Origin of the sequence: Xenorhabdus stockiae (genome assembly GCF_002632825.1) — a bacterium.
Lineage (GTDB): Bacteria > Pseudomonadota > Gammaproteobacteria > Enterobacterales > Enterobacteriaceae > Xenorhabdus > Xenorhabdus stockiae.
In genome coordinates, this window is record NZ_NJAJ01000018.1 from 73,137 (window position 1) to 95,700 (window position 22,564).

Sequence of the window (22,564 nt, forward strand, 5' to 3'; positions counted from 1 at the left end):
AGAATGTGTAATAGCAGATATCACTATTTATCATAATCCGGCCTGTGGTGTTTCGCGCAATACACTGGAATTGATCTGTAACAGTGTATTACTGACCTGTGGTGACACTATAGGAAACAGTACAGCGTTACAAAATGACTGAGCAACTCCCTCTCATCCCCGTCCTATCGCCATAATATATCCTATTTAAAGCCCGCTTTGTCCCGTTCCAAACGCCACCACGCCGTCCCCATAACACCGCATAATTTTTATCGGTGACCCAGAGGAATAGGCTGTTAATAAAAGTGAAAAGGCAACCCGTGTATTTTCGGCAGCCACCACATCATCTGGAAAAACTGCATTGTGTTTACTACTCACGTAATTATAAAAAGAGATTGTTACTGTTTTTTTTGAACCATCGGGTAAAAAATTAAAAGTAACACTACCATCATTTCCATTATCCACGCCAATATATACGGCTTGTACATATCCCGTACGTCCCTCGTTTTTTTTACAATTTCCAGCAAAAGCATAGGCATGACCTTGCATAAGCATCATAATAACAATGCCAATCATAAATTTAATTTTCATATTATATTCCTTTAGGTTTTAATAAATAACCTGTTGAAACAACGTCGCTATTTAAATCTCATGCCATATCCATTAACCGTTTCCGGAAATATTGATATGTAATTAAGAAGATAAAAAATGAGATTAAAATCGATAAAATTAAACCAAATATTAAGACTCCACCTTCAACGCTTATATTTTAAATACAATGGTATATATATTTTTTCATTATTAACTTGATTAGAAATAACTATTTTAGTGTCAGGAATCATAATAACCCATCATTTACTAAAATTAAGTGTAGTTCCACTTCTGGATTATTACAATAGTTAATTCCCCATTAAAAAAAATTAATCATTTTTGGTTTAAATTCAATTATAACCATTTAATTAATTTAATATTAATATATTTTTACGACATTAAATGGTTAATAATTTTAATGACATTTTCAAAAGATACTTTTCTTCAGGGAGGGTTTAATAAGCCACATAAGCACCTGTACAGTAACTTCCCTTTATGGCGATAATGATCAGGCTCACTGTAATATTAAGCATACACATTCTCTAATTTGAATTAAAAATCAAATAACTGGAATAATGATAATGTATCATAATGATAGTTATAGCGAAGAAACATTGAAATTTCTCTAAAAAAATAACAAAAATAATAACCCTGTACTATAATAGATATAGATATTAGCTTTCTTCAAGTCGCTGGTTTACTTATGGCGAATTAATAGATTACTATTTTAAATCAATAATACAATACGTATGCTTTCAGTCGTTTATTTAAATAATTATCAACTCATTCACTTCGCTTATAACAATGTTACATTTACTATATTAATGTAATTTAATACATAACACTTTGTTTTAAGTAAAATAATAGATACGTGCTATTTTTGAAAGATCACGTTTATACCATTTCATCTTCAATTAAATCTACTTATTAAAATATAAATACTATTTAAATTAAAAAATTAAGAGAGTCTAAGATGAAGTATATTTTATTAATACTATTATTCTCAGCATCTAATGTTTTTGCTACTCAGGATTATGATCCCGCTGCCCGTACAAACCCGAACAGGCATGCTTGCTCTTATGCCATTGATGATCAAGTCTATAGTCCAGCCCGATATTACAATAACCATCTAAGATATTTAATAGAAAGTAATATAGGACAGGTTGCAGTTTTTAATGGAGGAAGACATTATCTTGTTGATACTGCAACAGAAATACGTCATGCATTCGATATGTGGCGACGGCGCTTAGCCCAAAGGGGTATCCCCATTACCCTTACTGAAGTCCCTCAAGGCCCACCGGCTGAAGTTAATTTTTGGTTCTCCAGAGCAGAGACAGACCCAGCATATAACCAGCAAGGTTTTTTACGACAACATAATATACATGCTCTGACAACTTTAATCTTACCAGATCAAATTATGAATCGTTACGTATACCCACTTTTTAATATTTCAGGCATTGTTGTATCAGATCAGATGTATTTCTCAGATGAAGAATTCAATATATTCAGGGATGCATTGCCTTCAGGCATTGGAGACCAACAAATTGCAAACATGCTAGTTTATTATGTTATGTCTCATGAAATTGGCCATGCTTTAGGTTTACACCATCCAAATGAAAATATGAGGGATTTTGAATGGTCTCATCAGGACCCTATAGATCTAGAAGCTGGACATTTTTATGGAGAGTCAATTACAGCTCTCGTTCCCCGAGGAGCACCAGACGCCAGAACACCATTAATGGGGGCTGACGATGGATATTTTGGACGCTTACATGACCAATTAGGTAGAAGATTAAACTATGATGATATCGGACCATCAGAATTAGAACTAAACGCTATAGCTACCGAAAATGCATGTGGTGGTTTACATTCATCTCAATCGAAAATAAATGTTGCACTTTCGGAAAGTTGTAAAGAAAAACCTCGTGTATTTTACCCTATAGCACAGTCACTGGTACCCATTTATCAAACACAATTATTTAACTAAAATTTGTCTAAGAATACTGAACGGTAAGTTGCTATAACAAGCATCTTTCACATCACAGAAAAATGCACACAATATTTCATTCTATAGCTGTGTTACTCACCTAGAAAAAATGGAGTCTCAAATGAAATATTTTTTATTCGTTTTATTATTAACAGCATATAGTGTTTTAGCAGATAGTGTTTTAGCAGATAGTGTTTTAGCAGATAGTAATTTTGACCCGAATGCTCGCAATAATCCAAACAGGCACGTTTATTCATATGCTATTAATGATCAAGTTTATAGTCCTGTTCGGTTTTTTAATAATAATTTGAGATATAGAATAGATGAACATATAGGGCAAGTGACAGTTAATATTGGCGCAAGAGCTCTTACTGTTAATACCGCACCATTAATACGCTATGCAGCAAACCTATGGAATCGACGTTTGAGATCAGCCCAAATCCCGATTCAACTTACTGAAATTACTCAGAGTTCACCGAGTGAAGTGGACTGTTGGATTTCTAGAGCTAATGACGCACAAGAGGAATATTTAGTTCCACCTCCATCAGTAACGGATCCATCACACCCCCTTACCAACCGGTATTTGGCTTACACAACACTCGTTTTACCCGATGAAATGCTAAGTCATTATTCGGTGAAGAATTTTACGAATCCAGGAATAGTTATAGCAAATACATTTTATTTCTCTGAGGAAGTCTTCACCGCATTACGAGCACTGATATCTAGCAAATATTCAGAGCAGGACATTGCGAATGTGATAGTTTATTTCACTATGGTTCATGAATTTGGTCATACTTTAGGCCTAACTCATCCAATTTTACAACATAGACGTATTGAAACTCACGGAGGGCCATTAAATACTGATAGGGGAGATGTTATGAGCGCAGCACTTACAGCACAGCTTCCTCGAGGAGTACCAGATGCCGGAATACCTATAATGACATCAAATCTGTCATATTTTCGCACTTTAGCTACCCGGCTAAATCGGAGAATAGTGTATCGCGATATTACTCCAACAGAATTAGAATTAGCAGCTATTAGTATGGAAAATTCATGTGGTGGTTCTCCTCCATCTCAATCTAAAAGAAATGTGGTATCTTCGGAAAGTTGTAAAGAAAAACCTCGTGTATTTTACCCTATAGCACAGTCACTGGTACCCATTTATCAAACACAATGATTTAACTAAAGAAGTCTGAGCGCTAAGAAAGGCGATCCGTGGTATAGCAGGCATCTTTCTCGCCAAAAGAGAATGCACTATAGCCTATAACGAAGCACACAGCAGATAGCTGAATTTGAACGATGAAGCCAAAATTGCTTATTTTGTGGTAGCCCGCCCAGAATCTGACATATAGTGACTTGGTATAAAATGCCATTAGGAAAAAATATGAAATCATGGATACAAGGTACATGATTTTTATAATTGATTGATTTAATAATAAATCTAAGCAACAACGCCATGAGTAAATTGAGTTTTGGCAGGCAAGCCGCCTGCCAAATCATTAATAGGGTGTTCTTTAAAGTAGTATTACTCGTTATCAAAAACCTAAACTATCCAATAAATCATCAACCTGTTCTTGGTTGGCGATAACGCCAACCCCATCCTGGTTGACCTGCGGGCCATTAAGAAGACTGTCATTCTCTTTTTTCGTTTTGGCCATCTGATCAGAAGGTATATTTTCCATTAATACCATAACCAGTTGTTTTTCCAGTTCCTGAATGACTTCCATCATCCGTTTGATTACCTGCCCGGTGAGATCCTGAAAGTCTTGTGCCATCATGATCTCAAGTAGTTGGGCATTGGTAAATGCGGCATGTTCCGGTACGAGATTGAGATAATTTCTCGTGTCCGTGACCAAAGAACGTGCCCCGGCCAGTTCTAAATCAGTCGGGTTTGCAAACCACTCATCCCAGCGCTGAGTCAGGGATTTTGCAGAAGCCTCTAATTCATTCTGGCGGGGCTGAGCCACTTCAACACAATTCAACACTCTTTCTGCTGCCTGTGCCGTCATTTGGACAACGTAATTCAATCGTTCCCTCGCATCAGGGATCGCCTCAGCCGCCTGAGCAATGGTTTGATCCAATCCCAGTTCACGCAGACTATCTCGCAGCATTCTTGTTAACTGCCCGATACGACTGATTATTTCACTGGTTGTAATCGCCTCATCTCTTCTAGGCATGACTGGATTTTCACTCATTTTGTCTCCTTAGAGCCCCAACTTTTCAAAAATTTTGTTGAGCTTTTCTTCCAAAATTGCCGCAGTAAATGGTTTCACAACATAGCCACTGGCTCCGGCCTGTGCGGCTGCAATGATGTTTTCTTTCTTTGCTTCCGCCGTTACCATCAGAACCGGTAAAGCAGCCAGTTCACTGTCACTACGAATTGTTTTCAGTAACTCTAGGCCATCAATGTTAGGCATGTTCCAGTCAGAAATCACAAAATCAAATTCAGCCGTCCGAAGTTTTGTCAGGGCTTCTGCTCCGTCCTGTGCTTCATCAACATTGTTAAATCCCAGTTCTTTCAGCAAATTACGCACAATCCGACGCATGGTTGAAAAGTCATCAACTACCAGAAATCTTAAATCCTTACTTGCCATAAAAACTCCTTGAAATTTTGTTCATCCGACAGCATCGTGCTGTAAAAGTTAACACTCAATATTCCCTTTATCTTTCAGACTACTATCCTGTAATCTGAAATCCATCGGGCCTAAATATGACTCAATTCAATCAGCCCCGATTAAATACGAACTGATTGCACGGTGCTGATTTTAGCCAGCATCGTTCTGCTGAGTTTTTGCAGATCCATCACATCATCGACAGCCCCCAGCTGGATCGCTGCCCTCGGCATACCAAAGACCACGCAGCTCGCTTCACTTTGTGCCAGTGTATAAGCTCCCGCTTTTTTCATTTCCAGTAAGCCCGCTGCACCATCACTTCCCATGCCAGTCAGGATAACCCCCACCGCATTACGCCCGGCATATTTGGCCACGGATCGGAACAAAACATCGACTGAAGGGCGATGACGATTCACCGGTGGAGCACTACTGGTCATGATTTGGTAATTTGCACCGCTACGGCACAGTTCCATGTGACGATCTCCCGGCGCTATATAGGCATGTCCCGGCAGAACCCGTTCACCATCTTCCGCTTCTTTAACAGTAATCTGACTCAGTTTATTAAGCCGCTCGGCAAATGAGCGGGTAAAACCTGATGGCATATGCTGCGTGATAAGGAGTGCCGGGCTGGTAATAGGCAAAGGTTGTAACAGGTTTTTAATTGCTTCAGTCCCTCCGGTAGAGGCCCCGACCGCGATCAATTTTTCACTGGATAACAGTGGCTTAAAACTAAGTGGTGCGTCAACTTTCTCTATGGGTTTCATCGTGCTGACTTTTGCCTGCGCCGCCGCTCTGATTTTCTCAGCAATCAGCTCGCTATAGGCCAGCATTCCTTCACGGATCCCCAACTGCGGCTTGGTCACAAAATCCACCGCGCCTAATTCCAGTGCTTTTAATGTGATTTCCGAACCTTTTCCCGTCAGGGAGGAAACCATCACTACGGGCATAGGGCGCAACCGCATGAGTTTTTCAAGAAAATCAATTCCGTCCATCCGTGGCATTTCGACATCCAGTGTCAGTACCTGCGGGTTATGCTTTTTGATTAAATCGCGGGCAACAAAGGGATCAGGCGCACAATCCACAACTTCCATGTCAGGATGGCTATTGATAATTTCCCGCATGATTTGGCGCATCAGCGCCGAATCATCCACACAAAGAACTGTTATTTTATTCATGACCCCTCCTTGCCTGACCTACACCGTAAACGGTCTGTCCCTGCAAGTAGAACTCTCGGCTAATTTGAGTAACGTTCTCGGAATGCCCGGCAAAGAGCAGACCATCTGGTTTTAAGAAATTGACAAAATGTCGTAAAATTCTTTCCTGCGTTTTTTTATCAAAATAAATCATGACATTACGACAAAAAATCGCATCAAATTTACCTTCAAGTGCCCACTCAGAATCCAGTAAATTCAGATGCTGAAAGCTGACCATTTCAGTAAGCACCGGGCGAACTCTGGCATATCCTTCATAAAAACCAACACCTTTGAAAAAGTATTTTTTCTTTTGACTGTCACTCAGATGCTGTAGTTCATCTAATCGATAAATGCCCTGACGGGCTTTTTCCAGTACCTGAGTATCAATATCACTGGCAATGATTTTTATCCGGTTTGAACGATGCCCTAACGCATCACATAACGTCATGGCGATGGAGTACGGCTCTTCTCCGGTTGAAGCGGCTGCACTCCAGACACGGTAAGTCCCCCCATTTTTTTTACCGGCATGTGCCGCAAGAATCGGAAAATGGTGGGCTTCCCTGAAAAATGCAGTGAGATTAGTTGTCAGGGCATTAACGAATAATTCCCATTCCTTACTATGACTGTTCTGTTCCAGAATCGACAAATATTGACCAAAATCATTAAACCCCAGAACACGCAATCGCCTGACCAGACGGTTGTAAACCATTTCTCGTTTATTTTTTGCCAGTACAATACCAGCCCGCTGGTAAATAAATTGGCAGATACGCTCAAAATGCGCATCCGACAATGTATGCCGCTGAAACATAAAGTTCAGCGGTACAGTGGCTTCAGTATTTGAAGCCGTTAAGTTGGATTTCATCTGACCTCAGCGTACTTAATTTACAGCATACTCATCGGTCATTTTTGATGCAGTATATCCCTGATGGTTGTGCTCATATTCTGACATTTTTGGCAGTTCAAATTGAGCAACGGTTCTCACCAATGTATCTGCTTTATCTTCAAGTGCAGATGCGGCAGCAGCGGATTGTTCCACTAATGCGGCATTTTGCTGAGTGACCTGATCCATCTGGCTCACAGCCTGAGCTACCTGATGAATACCACGACTTTGTTCATCGGAAGCCGCCGCAATTTCAGTCATCAGGTCAGTAACCTGATTGACCGACCTGACCAGCTCATCCATAGTTTGTCCGGCATGATTCACCAGCTCTGAACCTTGATTAACACGGTGAACAGATTCATCAATCAGAATTTTGATCTCTTTTGCCGCTTCAGCACTGCGTTGCGCCAGATCACGCACTTCTCCGGCAACCACAGAGAACCCTCTGCCCTGCTCGCCGGCACGTGCTGCTTCAACCGCTGCGTTCAGTGCCAGAATATTGGTCTGGAACGCAATACCGTCAATCACGCTGATAATTGCACTGATTTTCTTCGAACTATTAGCAATTTCATCCATTGTCGCAACAACACTGCTGGTCTGTTCTCCGCCTTTGGTTGCGATCTGAGAAGCGGCAACAGCAAGAGCGCTGGCCTGACGGGCATGTTCTGCGTTCTGTTTAACGGTGACGGTCAGCTGTTCCATACTGGCTGCTGTTTCTTCCAGAGAAGCGGCCTGTTCTTCAGTACGTGAGGATAAATCAGTGTTACCCTGCGTAATTTCCTGAATGCCGATATACATCTGATTAGTATTATCTCGAACCGATGATATGGATTTAATCAGCGATCTCTGCATATCGCGTAGTTTTCTGAATATATCGCCGATTTCATCGTCAGTGGTAACAGCAACTTCTTTATCCAGCCGCCCTTCTGCCACATCCTGAAAACAGGCTCTCATATTGTCAAAAGGCCTGAGCAGGTTACGTTTCAGCCACCAGTGAGCTGCGATAGCAACAATAAACACCATCAGAATGGAACCAAAGAACATGGCAACAGCAACTTTATAGTAGAACTCTGCATTCTCTACCGTATCTTCAATATTCTTGTTGAGATACTGCATATAATGTTTATATGCAAGCTCCATTTTGAGCTGATATTCTTCTGTCGGCTGGTCAAGAAAAGCCTGAAAATCTCCGCCATAAAGAAATTCTTTCATCTCTTTCAGAGCACTGAAATAGTCCCGATAAGCGCGATCAAGGTCAGTTAATAGACCATCCCTTTTTTCATTCTTTCCTACCTGAGGTAAAGAAGTGAATTGGTTAAAGCTTCTTTCTGCTTCACTTAATGAATGTTTGAGCAATGCTTCCATTGCATCGATTTGTTCTTTGGGTTGCCCTACTTTTTGAGCAATGGCGATTTTGTTCAGAGTGTTACGCGTTTGCAATAATGCAGTCCAACTCACGCCCAGGCTATCCCTGCGCTGAGTTCCCAAATCAATTCTTTCGATATATGACTGATCTGTATAAATGATTCCCAGCGATAGACCACTGGAAATCATTTGCATAATACAAAACATCATCAGTAATAGATACAAACTGGTTGATATGCGAAGCCTGCCTAACATGTAATCACCTCGTTGAACGGCTGCATAATGCAGCCGTAGTTATCGCTATTATTTTTTAGAATGTTTCCCAATTAGATGGGTCTTCCACGTCACTGCTTTTCTTCAGCACGGGAGGATTCGTTTTATTAGCTGGAGGGGTCGGCGATTTTCTCGTCGATAAAACTTCATGTTTTCTTTTTTCAGGCAGCTTCCTGTCTGCCTGCTCCGGTAACTGAAATATTGCCACTGCTTTGGTCAGGATCATGGCCTGCTCTTCCAGAGCTGCTGCGGCTGCCGCAGACTGTTCGACCAATGATGCGTTCTGCTGTGTCACTCTATCCATTTCAGAGATAGCAACACCAACCTGAGTGATTCCCCTGCTCTGCTCATCAGATGCTGAGGCAATTTCACCCATGATGTCAGTTACACGGGTCACTGAGTTGACAATGTTGTTCATTGTCTCACCCGCACTTTCCACCAGCTCAGACCCTGTATCAGTACGGCTGACAGAGTCTTCAATCAGTGATTTGATCTCTTTTGCAGCTTCGGCACTACGCTGTGCCAGATTGCGGACTTCTCCGGCAACTACGGCAAAACCACGTCCGTGTTCACCTGCACGGGCGGCCTCTACCGCTGCGTTAAGAGCAAGAATATTGGTCTGGAAGGCGATGGCATCAATCACACCAGTGATATCTGAAATTTTGCGCGAACTATCAGCAATTTCGTGCATGGTTTGAACAACGTTCGCCACCACTTTGCCACCCTTACGGGCAATTTCGGAAGCATTATCAGCAAGATTACTAGCCTGACGGGCGTTATCAGCATTCTGTTTTACTGTTGCGGTGAGTTCTTCCATGCTGGCCGCAGTTTCTTCCAATGAAGCCACCTGCTGCTCAGTACGGGCAGAGAGATCATTGTTACCCGCAGCAATTTCGCTGGTGCCGGTATAGATGGTTTCGGTGCTGTGATGAACACTTCTGACGGTATTGATTAGCTCTTCCTGCATGTGCTTAAGACCAACAGACAACACCCCCATTTCATTATTACCGGAGACATCAATCGTTCTGGTCAAGTCACCTCTTGAGAAGGCTTTAATAGAATCCAACAGGTTATTCAGTGGATCGATTAATGCTTTGCGTAAACCAATCCAACTCACGGTCATTACACCGATTAACAACACAAAGACAAAAATCAGGCTAATAATGACGTTACGGTAGGCTATATCAGCGTCATCTGATACCCGCTCATACAGCTTTTCATTCTGACCCAGATAGAAGATATATTCAGTATCAAATGCGTTTTGATACATGGTAGTTGGTTGGGCAAAAAATGCTTTAAACTCTTTTTTTGCCAGCAATACATCTAGCTCTTTAAGCGCATTGATATAGACACTATGAGTTTGTTTCAAACGCTGCATACGCTCTGGATCGCGTATAGACAAGTTCGGCATTTGTTCAAATTGCTGAAAACGGCGTTCTGCACGCTCTAAATTAACCTTAGCCTCTGCTAAAATATCATCAATTTTGTATTCGCTCTGATCACCGTTTATTTGCATGATGTAGACGATGCCAACACGGTTCAGGTTATTACGGGCCTGCAACAGGTTGATCCAGCTTTCATCAAGTAATTTTTGCCGCTGCCGCAGTTCATCCAGCGTATCAAAGGCCTTGGTATCATTTTTTATGGAATTAAAAAACAGGCCGCTAGACATAAATTGCAGAGCACCAAATAAGATTATGACTGAGATTAGCCCCGTCACTATTTTCATTCGGTTAAACATGACTTCCCTTGTGTAATAAATTGCTATGCCAGTGTTATCGGCATCCTTAAAGGGAACTTTACGCGTAATACAAAAAATTGAGTTTTTACTGCATTTTTTTTGATCTACAACAAAAACGGGCTGCCTTTTCACGCTGTTATTTGGCGTGACTCTCTTTATGTGATAAGAGAGTGGCAGCCCTGAATTATCACTCTTTGGCGACAGAATCCACCAGAGCCATTTCTTCGCTGTTAAGCAGTTTTTCGATATCGACCAAAATCAGCATACGATCTTCAATGGAGCCAAGTCCGGTCAGATACTCTGTTGACAGTGTGACGGCAAATTCCGGAGCAGGACAAATTTGATCATCTTTCAGAGAAAGCACATCCGATACACCATCAACAACAATCCCTACAACCCGGTTAAGCAGATTCAGGATGATGACCACGGTGTTATCATTGTAAGTCACATCTTCCTGAGAAAATTTAATCCGCAAGTCAATAATAGGTACAATTACACCACGCAGATTGGTGATCCCTTTGATAAAAGCAGGCGTATTGGCAATGCGGGTGACCTGATCATAACCACGGATTTCCTGCACTTTCAGTATTTCAATTCCATACTCTTCATCACCCAGAGTGAAAACCAGATATTCCTTTCCGGCTGTTTCTCCTGATAACTTACTGAATTCGTCTATGGCTGGCATTGTGTTACCTTCTATCTATTGTGTGTGACTTAAATCTTTGGATATATATCCATCGGGTATGACAAAAAAGGGTTATTTTTTGTTTGCAAATTCCGCCTTACGCACGGCCAACTGCTCATGGTTAAGTTTCTGCAAAGCAGGAATATCAATGATCAGAGCAACACTGCCATCGCCCATAATCGTGGCAGCGGAAATACCCGGTACTTTGCGATAGTTACTTTCGATATTTTTAACAACAACCTGATGCTGCCCAACCAGTTTATCGACCAGTAATGCATAACGGCGTCCCGCACTCTGTACAATCACAGCAATGCCTTTCGTCGGTGCCGTTTCTGCGCCCGGAATGTCAAATATCCGATACAGTTCCAGTAAAGGCAGATATTCACCACGCACCTGCAATAGTTTTTCATCTCCCGCCAGCGGATAAATATCTTCCTCCTGCGGCTGTAAGGAACTGACCACAGCACTCAGGGGTAAAATGAAGACTTCATCATTCACTTTGACAGACATACCATCCAATATCGCCAAGGTCAGTGGCAGCAAAATACGGATAACTGTCCCCTTCCCTTCCTGAAAGTTGATCTGGATCTGTCCGCCCATGTCCTGAATGTTACGTTTAACCACATCCATTCCCACACCACGACCAGAAACATCTGTGACAATTTCTGCAGTAGAAAATCCGGGGGCGAAGATCAGCATGGCAACTTCTTCATTACTCATGTTTTCATTGACCGCCAGTCCCTGAGACTGAGCTTTGGCTAAGATCTTCTCACGATTCAGTCCCGCACCATCGTCAATAACTTCAATGCAGATATTGCCACCCTGATGCTCAGCAGCCAGTGTCAGATTACCTGTTTCCGATTTACCCGCGGCGAGGCGTTTTTCCGGCGTTTCGATACCATGATCAAGGCTATTACGGACTAGATGCGTCAGTGGGTCGATAATTCGTTCGATCAGACTCTTATCCAGCTCAGTGGAACTACCAATTAATGTCAGTTCCACTTTTTTGTTCAGCTTACCCGCCAGATCCCGCACCAGACGTGGATAACGACTGAACACATATTCCATCGGCATCATTCGGATCGACATAACAGATTCCTGCAAATCACGGGAATTTCGCTGCAATTGCGCCATACAACTCAGCAATTCGCTGTGTATTGTCGGTTCCAGAGCATCACAGTGCTGTGCCAGCATAGATTGAGTAATAACTAATTCACCCACCAGATTAATAAGCTGATCGACTTTCTCAACGGCGACACGAATACTGGAAGATTCTACACGCTGACGCGGAGAACCCGCCATCGGACGAGGTGCCGGACGACCCGCTTCAGTAACATCAGTTTTTTTCTTGGTATCAGCCGATGATGACGCTGGTAATTGAGCCAACTCCTTTTCCACATCAGGAGTGGAGTCTATTGTATTAGCCGTTACCGAAGCTTCCTGTACCGTAGGCTGAGTCGTATTTTCTTCTGTTTTTACTTCAACCTGTTGAGACTCTACTACAGGCAAGAAGGTTATCTGTTCTGGCTCAACCACAAAACACAATACCGCGGTGATATCATCTTCTGTTGCAGAGGTGATTAAAGAAGCTTCAAGGCTGTCTGTTGTTTGTTCGACATCATAAATTTCACCAAGATGCCCCAACTCATCTTTCATCAAAGCAACTTCGCGCTCTTTCAGCCCGGATAGGTGAACACGGATCCGTCCCTGTTCTGTGGCTGAAGCGGGAGTTGTCATCAGAAGATTTTTTTCTTCAGGCTGTTCTACAGGTGCTACGTGTTCTTCCTGCTTTTCCTGAATTTCTGCTACATGCTGAATAATCTCTTCCGTTACAGGTTCAAATTCAGATGGTTCAGTAGAATCAGCGATATTCTGCTGCTCTTCCTGTAACTCTAATGCAAGTTGGCGCAATGTTTCGCAGATATAATTAAATGTATCTTCATCTGGCTCCTGAGAACTTTTATAGGCATCCAGTTGTTGCTGCATAATATCTTTCGCTTCTAAAAACAGGTTGATAATGTCAGTTGTCAGGCGTATTTCGTCACGTCTGGCACTATCCAGCAGATTCTCTAAAACATGCGTGGTTTGTTGCAGTTTGGAAAAACCAAAAGTCGCAGCGCCCCCTTTAATCGAGTGGGCGCTGCGAAAAATGGCATTCAGCTGTTCATGGTCAGGCTCATCGGCATCGAGCAGCAATAAATGCTGCTCCATATCCGCCAATAGTTCATCTGCCTCATCAAAAAAAGTCTGATAAAACGCGGTAATATCCATCGTTACTTACTCTGTCACCTTATTAGGATCACTTGCCGATTCAATATTTGTCTGTTCCGGCACAGTGATTTCATTGGATTGTCCGGTGGGTTGCTGAGAAGGCGTTCCCTCATTCGAATCCATTCTGATGACTTCTTGTATATCCATACTACTGTTAGCGGTCATGGCGTTGCCGCCACTGTTTTCCTGCTCAATCCGTTGTTCTGCTTCTTTATTCAGAACAATAATACTGATACGGCGATTGACAGGAGCATCAGCAGGAATTCCCTTCTGCATACTGACGGTAGATGCCATTCCAACAACTCGCATAATTTTGGATTCATCCAGACCACCAATTAGCAGCTCCCGTCTTGACGCATTCGCCCTGTCTGAAGACAGTTCCCAGTTACTGTAACCACGTTGTCCACTGATATATTGCAGATTATCAGTATGACCCGACAGGCTGACCTTATTTGGAATACTATTTAAGATCGGCGCAATCGCCTGCAAAATGTCACTCATGTGGTTTTCGACTTTCGCACTACCAATCATGAACATCGGACGATTTTCCCGGTCGATGATCTGAATACGTAAACCTTCATCCATCATGTCAATCAATAAATGAGGACGTAGTGCTTTAAGACGAGGATCGGTGATGATCAACTGATCGAGTTGCTGACGTAACCGATCCAAACGACGGCGATCTTCACTGACTTCAACCTGTTTGGTTTGGCGGAAGACTTCTCCATCCTGCTGGAAAACATCATCCCCTCCCCCCGGGATCGGATTTGTTGTATCACTACTTTGCTGACCCTTGTTTATTGCAACCTGCAAGGGAGTACGAAAATATTCGGCAATGCTGGTTAATTCCTGCGGGCTGGCAATCGATATCAGCCACATGACCAGAAAAAATGCCATCATTGCAGTCATAAAATCGGCATAGGCAATTTTCCATGACCCACCATGATGATGCTGGCCATGTCTTTTGCGCTTTTTTACTCTGACGACAGTAACATTATTCGCTCTCATAATTATTCTTCAGCTTCTTGTTGTACGGGGGCTTTAACCCTGCGAACATGCTCTTCAAGTTCTGTAAATGAAGGACGATCTGTGAGGAATAATGTTTTACGACCAAACTCAACCGCGATCTGTGGAGCATAACCATTCAGGCTGGAAAGCAGAGTCACTTTGATACACTGCATCATTTTTATCTGCTCGCTGCTGCGCTGACGTAACAACGTTGCCAGTGGAGACACAAAACCGTAGGCCAGTAAGATCCCGAGGAATGTCCCTACCATTGCATGAGCAATCAATACGCCAAGTTCACCTGCTGGTCTATCTGCCGAACCCAGTGCATTAACAACCCCCATCACAGCTGCAACGATACCGAATGCTGGTAATGAATCCCCCACCATTGCCAGGCTGGTCGCAGGGACTTCACTTTCCTGCTCATAAGTCTCGATCTCTTCATCCATCAGGGCTTCGATCTCATGTGGATTCATATTGCCGCTGACGATCAAGCGCATATAATCCGTGATGAAGTTCATCAGGTAAGGATCTTGTAATAAACGGGGATACTGTGTGAAGATGTCACTTTGTTGCGGATTCTCAATATCACGCTCAAGAGACAAAAGCCCATGCTGGCGGGATTTGGATAAAAGACGGAACTGCAAAGCCATCAGATCCATGTACATAGCTTTATTGTATTTTGATCTACGCAATATTTTTGGTAAAACACGCAATGTCGCCTTTATCGCCTTACCATTGTTACCGACGATAAAAGCCCCAATACCCGCACCTGCAATAATCAAAAATTCCGCTGGCTGATAAAGTGCGCCCATGTGGCCACCGACGAGCAGATAGCCTCCAATCACCGCACCAAAAACCACGATATATCCTAAAAGTACTAACACGCGATATCCTTTAGCTAAGTTGGTGAGCAGATGGGATTTGAACAGGGAGAATTAATAAATGAAGAGGAGGATTGTAGATTACAGGCCAGAATGACCAAAACCTGTAACCTAAGTTTTCACTTTCCCATTTAAATTCACATAGCTTGCTGAGCAAATCCATCCAGCAGTTGTGAATTAGTATCGGCAGGTTGCGCGGAAAGTTTACGTTTTTTTACCGCCCTTGAAGGCGGTTGGCAAAGACTACAAACAAAGCTGTTAACCGGCTGGTGTGCATGTGTGATAAAAGTCCCACCACAACAGCGACACTCAGTTGGCTGCAACATCCCACTATCGACGAAACGAATGAGTGTCCAAGCCCTGGTCAGAGCTAAAACGGGCGCATCTCCGTCAGACGGGGGACATTGCTCAAGATAGAGCCTATAAGACTTAACTACAGCCTCAACACCTGCACAATGCCCACTTTTCAACAGGAAACGGTAAGCATTATAGAACATGGAAGAATGAATATTCTGTTCCCATGTCATAAACCAATCCGTTGAAAAGGGAAGCATCCCTTTAGGCGGGGGGCTTCCCCGCAACTCTTTATACAGCCTGATCAACCTTCCTCTGCTTAACTGCGTTTCACTTTCAAGCATCTGTAAGCGTGCGCCTAAAGTGATGAGCTCCATTGCCAGCTGAATATCTTTAGCTTCTTGGACAATACTTTTTTCAGCCATCTTTATGCTCTTTTCTTCATTGAAGTGTCATCCTGAGCGGACAACTGCTGAAAAAGATGAGTGGACAACAAAATACCTGTATGAATTTGTTGTAGATCGTCCACCCGCGATTCCTTCGTCAGCTGCTGTACGGTTTCGTGATCTTCAAACCGAAAATGGCAAATCAGTTGGTTGGTTTCAGCTAATTTTACTAACTGAGGCAATGTCAGCTCGGCCAACGTATCAGCCATCGATTCACTAATACCTAAACGGAACATCGCAGACGCTTTCTCATGGTTAATTAGCCGTTGTGCTAAAAGCAAATACGATAAATTTATGTCATAAATATGTTTGAGCAATTCAACCGTACTCATTTCTATATATCCCGTCCGATTACATGAAAAAATCAATTAAGTGATCAAAGAATCACTCACGACAAAATTACCAGTAGCATGAGATTCAATAATCTCCGACATAACTGAAATATACATCTTTAGCCAGAGCAGTAACTGTCCTTTGTATTACTCTTGGGATCGCCCAATTTCTAAAATATTTCGGTAATGGATTGTAAAAGTATTATTGCGTCATCTGGATAATGAACTTGCCACAATTGATTAAGAATATTCTTAATACTAATTAACTTTACTCCTGAATCATCAACTTATACAACGGAGAATATATGTCATTTTAAATACTATGTGACATACATCACAAAACTGACATTTTTTATTATGATTCTAGCTCATTAACTATTCAAGCAACTGAAAAGACAAAATAGTCCACAATTAATAAGTTAAATTATTTAAATAAAAATATTAGAGACTGTTTTTTGTTTTATACGATCTATTAAACTTATAAATTTAAAATAACAAGAAAAAATCCTTCCTTTAGCCAAATTATCAAAATCTTATTAAAATTTGTTTCGTGATAATGTAGGTAGGCACTCATCTTCCACTATTAGTTGATTTAGATCATAGTTATGCCAAATTTATTAATTATATGTGAATACTAGTTATTAAAAAGATACCAGTCTGATCATTTTTAGTTTACGATTGCTTTTTTTTTAAACAGAAAAAAGCCTGTACTGACAGCATTTTAAGTACAAATATCATTCAGGTCGCAAAAATAAGATAAAATACAGTATGATGTTGAAATCAAAAAACATCTGCACATCTCCCCCAGAACAACAGTAACCAATAAAACTCCTATACCTCAACAAATCCTACCACTTAACAAATCCATCAGCACATCACCAGCCAGTCAACATTGATTAATTTAACTAATCAAAATAAACCCTAAACATGACGAATTTTGACATTATTTTAACGAAAACCACATTAGTCACCATTTCCGTACATTGGCTATTCCATAAGCTTAAATCATAAGTAAAATTTATAATATATATCTCGGCTAATTTCACAAATGTTAAGAATAATAAATGATTATGATACCCATCACACCAAAGCGATTAATGGTCATTCCTCAGAAAAAAACAACCTTTTACTGAAATTAATTCCCTTAAATAGGTAGTATTGGGAAATAAAATAATAACTAAATGCAAATTTACCAATAACTTCTTATATCATAAAATCAAATTAAAAGAATAATAAATAATTTAAATAAAATACTAATCCAGTAATAAAAGAAAATAAAAAACAAAAGAAAGTTATTCTTCTTAATTTAAAATATAAATAATAACCAGTCATATAAAGAGATGGTTCAAATTAAAAAAATAGCATGTAAATATAATTCTATTACACCGTTAAATTTATCATTATTATGATAGCAACTTCATAATCAGGAATAACATCTATACCTATTCTAAATATCTACTAAAAACCATTAATATTGGCAGTAAATAGTATAGAAATTACATGAGCCATTTTCTTAATCAAGATAGAACAAGATACCAGTTAATGAGGATTATTCATAACCATTCACCAAAATGGTGAAGATAAGATCATTTTAGAATGCTAACAACAATACACTACTTATGAAATTCTCAATTCACTAAAAAATATTTTTAGGATAACAATTTCTATCCTATTAACGCACTGAATAATGAGTGTTGTATGCAAATGCTTAGTTCAATAATTATTAATGCTATCAATAATACAGGTAAAGTAGTAGTGCTGGTGTGCTTTATACCAATGAGTTTAGAGCTGAATAGCATATGTACAATTTAAGCGTCCATAACCCCCTGTTTTGCAAATTGCTTCAGCAGATCCTACCTGACGTTCTACACAATTAACTGCAAGCATATATCTCATTACGACAGATATTGCAGGAATCGATCCACTCAGGATCATAAAATGGCAGACAAGTTATTATCTCATTTGCGAGGCATTCTCAAATAAATACTTTATTCATTTTTTCCTATCGTAAAACAGTTGTTAAATATCGTACATTAGGTTTTGTACAAGAAAATCAATGGCCCAGATAGATAAAAATAGAATAAATGCACTGACTATCCTCCCTGAAAATACATTCACAGGATCAGATCAAGCAACTATATTTATTAGATAATGATATTCCCAAACGTTTTCGTATCTTTTAATACTCCTTTTTCTAATACCTTAGGATTCTTCTCAGGAAAAATGAGATCCAAGAATCCTTTTGTGATATCTATGGCATTATCAACAAAAATACCAACACTAGTAACCCGAAATGTAGTACATAACGTATTGCATCATCAGATAGATCAACTGCATAATTATTATTTTATTGTCGCTTTTTGATGCGTATTTTTCCGAAATATTCACTGATAAAGATCCACATTTAATTCCACTTTTTTTAAAAGGTTTTCATCACTCACACACTCAATATTAAAGCGATTAAGAATATTTCCAGTATCTAAATCCGCTTCATAGTGAGTTTTAGCTATAACGGCAGAATTATATTCGCCTACTTAACCTAAACACTGTGCCATTCTTATCAGCAACAGAAAGTGAATGTTTCACTTCATCAGAATTTAACTCCGGGATTGTTAAGATTAACACCCTGAAACCTTGTTCATTGTAATAGTCAACCTGCGCCATGATATTGTTGTGATTTTCTTCAGTGAAAGAAGTAAGTTGTTCCTTTACCGGCACATTACAGCAAACTAATGACTGCTCCCCTACTACACTTTTGCAAATTAATTGATGATCTTACCGAAGATCCTGAACAAAAATTGATAATTTTCGAAGAGAGCAATGACAGGGTAACTCATCAATTTTTCTGTAGCTGTGAAGAAAGCTATACCTCATGGGATTTTAGATTGCGTAACAATGGCAACAGAGCAACAGATTCATCGGAAAAAAATTTACTCAATCAAAAGCTGTTTTCCGGTGAGAGATTGAAATCTCTCATTAATTCTAGGAAGTATAAATAACTGTATGTTTATAAACAGTAGAAGAAGTGAGCGGGACCAATGAGGAGATAACTAAAAAGGCAACGGTATAAAAGATTTTGGTGTTACCTGAATAGAATACAGTCCACTATTATTAATAAATAATAGTGATAATCAATATTATTTACATTTTTATTTATTAATAACTTGTATTGTTTAACAGGTAACACTCTATTTATGGTCCCAAATTATTCTAAGCAGGTAATTCGGAGGCAATTTTCCAGTTAACGGAACTGACACTTTTCTCTAAACTCACCCGACAAACAATCGATTCGATCTCTTTTTGCTTATCCGGAGTTGCCAGTACTTCTGCACACACTTCAAGCCGATTCGGTTGAATTGTATCAGCACTGCTTAGTGACTGCAGCCGGACATTTAATCCATTAATTGCCTGTAGGATCAAAGTTCTGATCAGGATCTCATCGCCAATATCACAAATAATGTGAATTTTATAACTCTGATCTATATCTAAGGCCTGCTGTTGTGGCTGAGCATTGATTCTCTGAGCAGCTTCCCTGAGTAAAATATTTGCAGATAGAATTATTGTAACTGCAATAGTAGCAGACCAGTATTGACCCAACCCACACAAAACGCCAATTCCCGCCGAACACCATAATGTTGCCGCAGTATTTAATCCGCGGATATTCATTCCCTCTTTCATGATTACACCAGCACCAAGAAAACCAATTCCGGATACAACTTGTGCGGCAACACGTCCGGGACTATCATCAGAGGTAGCTGACATTGAACTGAGAATAAAAACCGCAGCCCCAGTTGCGACTAACGCATTGGTTCTTAACCCCGCCATACGCTGACGCCACTGACGTTCCGCCCCAATCAGTGCACCGAAACACATCGCCGAAAGCAAATGAATTGCAATAGATGTTAATTGCATAACATCCTCCATAATATAAAATGGATAAATATTATTCTAAATGGCTACTTTGCTGGCTTAGTAATTCATAATTTCAAATCTGCAATTAAAACACTTACTCTTACAAGCGTAAGCATGTAACTGCTGGTCATCTTTTTGAATTAAACTAATGCGTAGCAGGTTGCCAGAAGAAATAAATTATTTCTCTTTTCGTGAGCAATAGAAAAAGCATCAGACTTAATCTGATTATTGATGTGTTCCCGGAGGGAATAAGGAATGAGTATATAACAGTACCATAGATACCCCGATATATCTCTTTGATACTGTTTTCGTGATCTGAATAGCCGATCTACAGTACCACATCATCTTTCGGGTGAGTACAACTCATGAAACTGAAGTAGCATCGCCCACCATTATTCGGCAAGCAGTAAATTCATTGAAAATTAACAGATTACCGATTAGCTTTTATTTAATTTTAAACTTTGACTGTCCAATGATTAGCTCCAAAATAAAACCAGGTAGAAATTATAATCAGGGGAGACTAATAAGTAAAGGCTTCACTTATTAAATGGTATTAAAAGAATGGTATTCTTGTAGACTTGTTTAATAAAATAATAACTATTGTTTAATATATTATGATTACTTTTTTCATTAAAAATAATCTAATAAACAAAAAGCCCGCCAAGGCATTTTAGCATGGCGAGCTTAACAAATAGGTATAAAGGCAAATTAGATAGCAGTTACGTTTGCTGCTGCTGGGCCTTTGGCACCGTTTTCAATGGTGAACTCTACGTTCTGGCCTTCAGCCAGAGTTTTGAAACCGTTACCTTGAATGGCAGAGAAGTGAACGAATACGTCTTTGCTACCATCGGCTGGAGTAATGAAACCAAAACCTTTGGACTCGTTGAACCACTTCACTTGACCTTTCATTTTGTCAGACATGTGTCTTTCCTATATATCAAAAAAAACTCGCCACCTTGGGCATGTGTTGGCCATTATCAGCTATTACTTATGGGGCACTAAGAAGGAAACGGTCTACAAAGGCTAATCAAGATAGCACTTACACATAACACATTAACTCAAGATGTCGTACATAAAGTAGGTCTGTTAATCAGGCCAAACGCATTAACGCATGACCGAACCGGAATAGCAACCTTTTTATGGATTATAGATCTAAAAAAATTTCAGACGCTCAATATTAGAACAGAATAACCTAATAAATAGATGTATTTATGCTTTTATTTGATTTATTCAACTTTTATCTTAAACAAAAATATTCGTGATCATCAGGAACAATAACAGTTTTACAAATTAAAAGAAGTAATTGCTATACAGATGGAGACACCCGGCATGATAACCTTGGAAAAGTTGGTACTTTTAATTCGATAACTGATTTCTACAATAATTGGGCTGGTATTATGAACATCATCAAACAGATATTGATTCAGGACCTAGAGCGGATCAATCTCGCAGAACATAGGGATGGTAAAGTACATTTTAATAGTATCTTTATTCATCAGCATCCATACCTGTTTTTAGCTATGATCATTACTTATGTTTTCCTCGCTGTACTGATGTGGTATGCCCCCTATTTCGGCGTTTGGTCACTGCTTTTATTCACCGCACTTTTTTTTGTTATGGCTGCTGTTCTTCTTTTCGATATCAAACCCGTTTACCGTTTTGACGATATTGATGTGCTGGACTTACGTGTTTGTTATAACGGAGAGTGGTTTGTCGATGAAAAGGTATCTCAGGATGCCGTCAATACAATACTCGGTCATCCGAATGTCCCCAATGAAGTGAAAAACGAAATCAAGCAAATCATTATAAAAAAGAACGGAATATGCTTTTATGATGTTTTTATGATCGCATGCTCAGAGCAATCACCTTACTTTCAACCTTATCAAGTTGAACAAAAGCATGTAATTTCAGCAAAATAGCATAATTTTATAGCAATGCGATCACATGATAGGCAAGTGTTAGAAAAATCGAATTTTTGCATTGACACCTCCTGAGTTCGTCGTTAATATGCGCCTCGTTCTCAGGAACACAGCAATTCCTCCATAGTTCAGTCGGTAGAACGGCGGACTGTTAATCCGTATGTCACTGGTTCGAGTCCAGTTGGAGGAGCCAAA

The 22,564-nt window shown here is 40.1% G+C and carries 18 protein-coding genes, 1 tRNA gene and 1 pseudogene; 5 read left to right on the forward strand and 15 right to left on the reverse strand.

The annotated features are described in order from the left end of the window. Positions 1–10: 10 nt before the first annotated feature. A pseudogene (locus Xsto_RS10995) lies at positions 11–85 on the forward strand (arsenate reductase); the annotation flags it as partial. Between the two features lie 101 nt (positions 86–186). Here the strand turns inward: Xsto_RS10995 and Xsto_RS11000 are convergent. Continuing rightward, complete coding sequence (locus Xsto_RS11000) at positions 187–570, reverse strand: hypothetical protein (RefSeq protein ID WP_099125082.1); 384 nt, start codon at positions 568–570, stop codon at positions 187–189. A 973-nt stretch (positions 571–1,543) separates the two neighbouring features. Between Xsto_RS11000 and Xsto_RS11005 the strand changes: the two genes are divergently transcribed. Next, positions 1,544–2,557, forward strand: coding sequence for a hypothetical protein (locus Xsto_RS11005; protein ID WP_099111793.1), 1,014 nt, complete (start codon positions 1,544–1,546; stop codon positions 2,555–2,557). A 121-nt stretch (positions 2,558–2,678) separates the two neighbouring features. Beyond that, complete coding sequence (locus Xsto_RS11010) at positions 2,679–3,734, forward strand: hypothetical protein (RefSeq protein WP_099125083.1); 1,056 nt, start codon at positions 2,679–2,681, stop codon at positions 3,732–3,734. Between the two features lie 358 nt (positions 3,735–4,092). On the opposite strand, the gene cheZ is transcribed toward Xsto_RS11010, so the two are convergent. From cheZ to cspE, 14 genes are all read right to left on the reverse strand, one after another. Next, positions 4,093–4,752 carry a protein phosphatase CheZ gene (gene cheZ, locus Xsto_RS11015; RefSeq protein WP_099125084.1) on the reverse strand — a complete coding sequence of 220 codons (660 nt, stop codon included), beginning with the start codon at positions 4,750–4,752 and terminating at the stop codon, positions 4,093–4,095. 9 nt (positions 4,753–4,761) lie between these two features. Further along, positions 4,762–5,151, reverse strand: a complete 390-nt coding sequence (gene cheY / locus Xsto_RS11020; protein WP_099111796.1) for a chemotaxis response regulator CheY — start codon at positions 5,149–5,151, stop codon at positions 4,762–4,764. Between the two features lie 140 nt (positions 5,152–5,291). Next, on the reverse strand, positions 5,292–6,344 hold the full coding sequence (locus tag Xsto_RS11025) for a protein-glutamate methylesterase/protein-glutamine glutaminase (protein WP_099111797.1): 1,053 nt from the start codon (positions 6,342–6,344) through the stop codon (positions 5,292–5,294). Next, on the reverse strand, positions 6,337–7,224 hold the full coding sequence (gene cheR, locus Xsto_RS11030) for a protein-glutamate O-methyltransferase CheR (protein ID WP_099111798.1): 888 nt from the start codon (positions 7,222–7,224) through the stop codon (positions 6,337–6,339). Before cheR ends, Xsto_RS11025 begins: the two co-directional genes overlap by 8 nt. A 15-nt stretch (positions 7,225–7,239) precedes the next feature. Beyond that, entirely contained in the window at positions 7,240–8,862 is a 1,623-nt protein-coding gene (locus tag Xsto_RS11035) for a methyl-accepting chemotaxis protein (RefSeq protein ID WP_099125085.1), read from the reverse strand. 55 nt (positions 8,863–8,917) lie between these two features. Beyond that, a complete protein-coding gene (locus Xsto_RS11040; RefSeq protein WP_099125086.1) occupies positions 8,918–10,621 on the reverse strand; it encodes a methyl-accepting chemotaxis protein in 1,704 nt (567 codons plus the stop codon). 187 nt (positions 10,622–10,808) lie between these two features. Beyond that, positions 10,809–11,306 (reverse strand): chemotaxis protein CheW, encoded by a 498-nt coding sequence (gene cheW, locus Xsto_RS11045; protein WP_099125087.1) that lies wholly within the window; start codon positions 11,304–11,306, stop codon positions 10,809–10,811. A 72-nt stretch (positions 11,307–11,378) separates the two neighbouring features. Then, the gene (cheA, locus tag Xsto_RS11050) at positions 11,379–13,577 is read right to left on the reverse strand and encodes a chemotaxis protein CheA (protein ID WP_099125088.1); all 2,199 of its coding nucleotides are present in this window, start codon (positions 13,575–13,577) and stop codon (positions 11,379–11,381) included. Positions 13,578–13,583: 6 nt separating this feature from the next. Then, positions 13,584–14,585 carry a flagellar motor protein MotB gene (motB, locus tag Xsto_RS11055; protein WP_099111803.1) on the reverse strand — a complete coding sequence of 334 codons (1,002 nt, stop codon included), beginning with the start codon at positions 14,583–14,585 and terminating at the stop codon, positions 13,584–13,586. A 2-nt stretch (positions 14,586–14,587) separates the two neighbouring features. Continuing rightward, positions 14,588–15,469 (reverse strand): flagellar motor stator protein MotA, encoded by an 882-nt coding sequence (gene motA, locus Xsto_RS11060; RefSeq protein ID WP_099125089.1) that lies wholly within the window; start codon positions 15,467–15,469, stop codon positions 14,588–14,590. A gap of 134 nt (positions 15,470–15,603) precedes the next feature. Further along, a complete protein-coding gene (gene flhC, locus Xsto_RS11065) occupies positions 15,604–16,185 on the reverse strand; it encodes a flagellar transcriptional regulator FlhC (protein ID WP_099111805.1) in 582 nt (193 codons plus the stop codon). Positions 16,186–16,187: 2 nt separating this feature from the next. Then, positions 16,188–16,538 (reverse strand): flagellar transcriptional regulator FlhD, encoded by a 351-nt coding sequence (flhD, locus tag Xsto_RS11070; protein ID WP_086956238.1) that lies wholly within the window; start codon positions 16,536–16,538, stop codon positions 16,188–16,190. Positions 16,539–19,748: 3,210 nt separating this feature from the next. Then, a complete protein-coding gene (locus Xsto_RS11080) occupies positions 19,749–20,462 on the reverse strand; it encodes an MgtC family protein (protein ID WP_099125090.1) in 714 nt (237 codons plus the stop codon). Between the two features lie 696 nt (positions 20,463–21,158). Continuing rightward, positions 21,159–21,371 carry a transcription antiterminator/RNA stability regulator CspE gene (gene cspE / locus Xsto_RS11085; protein ID WP_010847246.1) on the reverse strand — a complete coding sequence of 71 codons (213 nt, stop codon included), beginning with the start codon at positions 21,369–21,371 and terminating at the stop codon, positions 21,159–21,161. Positions 21,372–21,847: 476 nt separating this feature from the next. Between cspE and Xsto_RS11090 the strand changes: the two genes are divergently transcribed. Then, a complete protein-coding gene (locus tag Xsto_RS11090) occupies positions 21,848–22,369 on the forward strand; it encodes a YlaC family protein (protein ID WP_099111807.1) in 522 nt (173 codons plus the stop codon). A 117-nt stretch (positions 22,370–22,486) separates the two neighbouring features. Further along, a tRNA-Asn gene (locus tag Xsto_RS11095) sits at positions 22,487–22,562 on the forward strand. The last annotated feature ends 2 nt before the right edge of the window (positions 22,563–22,564 follow it).

What these genes read in the sequence shown, in the direction of transcription:
- cspE (WP_010847246.1), bottom strand. Translation starts at nt 21,371, where the DNA reads ATGTCTGACAAAATGAAAGGTCAAGTGAAGTGGTTCAACGAGTCCAAA.
- Xsto_RS11005 (WP_099111793.1), top strand. Translation starts at nt 1,544, where the DNA reads ATGAAGTATATTTTATTAATACTATTATTCTCAGCATCTAATGTTTTT.
- Xsto_RS11080 (WP_099125090.1), bottom strand. Translation starts at nt 20,462, where the DNA reads ATGGAGGATGTTATGCAATTAACATCTATTGCAATTCATTTGCTTTCG.
- Xsto_RS11025 (WP_099111797.1), bottom strand. Translation starts at nt 6,344, where the DNA reads ATGAATAAAATAACAGTTCTTTGTGTGGATGATTCGGCGCTGATGCGC.
- cheA (WP_099125088.1), bottom strand. Translation starts at nt 13,577, where the DNA reads ATGGATATTACCGCGTTTTATCAGACTTTTTTTGATGAGGCAGATGAA.
- Xsto_RS11090 (WP_099111807.1), top strand. Translation starts at nt 21,848, where the DNA reads ATGAACATCATCAAACAGATATTGATTCAGGACCTAGAGCGGATCAAT.
- cheW (WP_099125087.1), bottom strand. Translation starts at nt 11,306, where the DNA reads ATGCCAGCCATAGACGAATTCAGTAAGTTATCAGGAGAAACAGCCGGA.
- flhC (WP_099111805.1), bottom strand. Translation starts at nt 16,185, where the DNA reads ATGGCTGAAAAAAGTATTGTCCAAGAAGCTAAAGATATTCAGCTGGCA.
- cheR (WP_099111798.1), bottom strand. Translation starts at nt 7,224, where the DNA reads ATGAAATCCAACTTAACGGCTTCAAATACTGAAGCCACTGTACCGCTG.
- cheY (WP_099111796.1), bottom strand. Translation starts at nt 5,151, where the DNA reads ATGGCAAGTAAGGATTTAAGATTTCTGGTAGTTGATGACTTTTCAACC.
- Xsto_RS11010 (WP_099125083.1), top strand. Translation starts at nt 2,679, where the DNA reads ATGAAATATTTTTTATTCGTTTTATTATTAACAGCATATAGTGTTTTA.
- Xsto_RS11040 (WP_099125086.1), bottom strand. Translation starts at nt 10,621, where the DNA reads ATGTTTAACCGAATGAAAATAGTGACGGGGCTAATCTCAGTCATAATC.
- cheZ (WP_099125084.1), bottom strand. Translation starts at nt 4,752, where the DNA reads ATGAGTGAAAATCCAGTCATGCCTAGAAGAGATGAGGCGATTACAACC.
- Xsto_RS11000 (WP_099125082.1), bottom strand. Translation starts at nt 570, where the DNA reads ATGAAAATTAAATTTATGATTGGCATTGTTATTATGATGCTTATGCAA.
- Xsto_RS11035 (WP_099125085.1), bottom strand. Translation starts at nt 8,862, where the DNA reads ATGTTAGGCAGGCTTCGCATATCAACCAGTTTGTATCTATTACTGATG.
- motB (WP_099111803.1), bottom strand. Translation starts at nt 14,585, where the DNA reads ATGAGAGCGAATAATGTTACTGTCGTCAGAGTAAAAAAGCGCAAAAGA.
- flhD (WP_086956238.1), bottom strand. Translation starts at nt 16,538, where the DNA reads ATGAGTACGGTTGAATTGCTCAAACATATTTATGACATAAATTTATCG.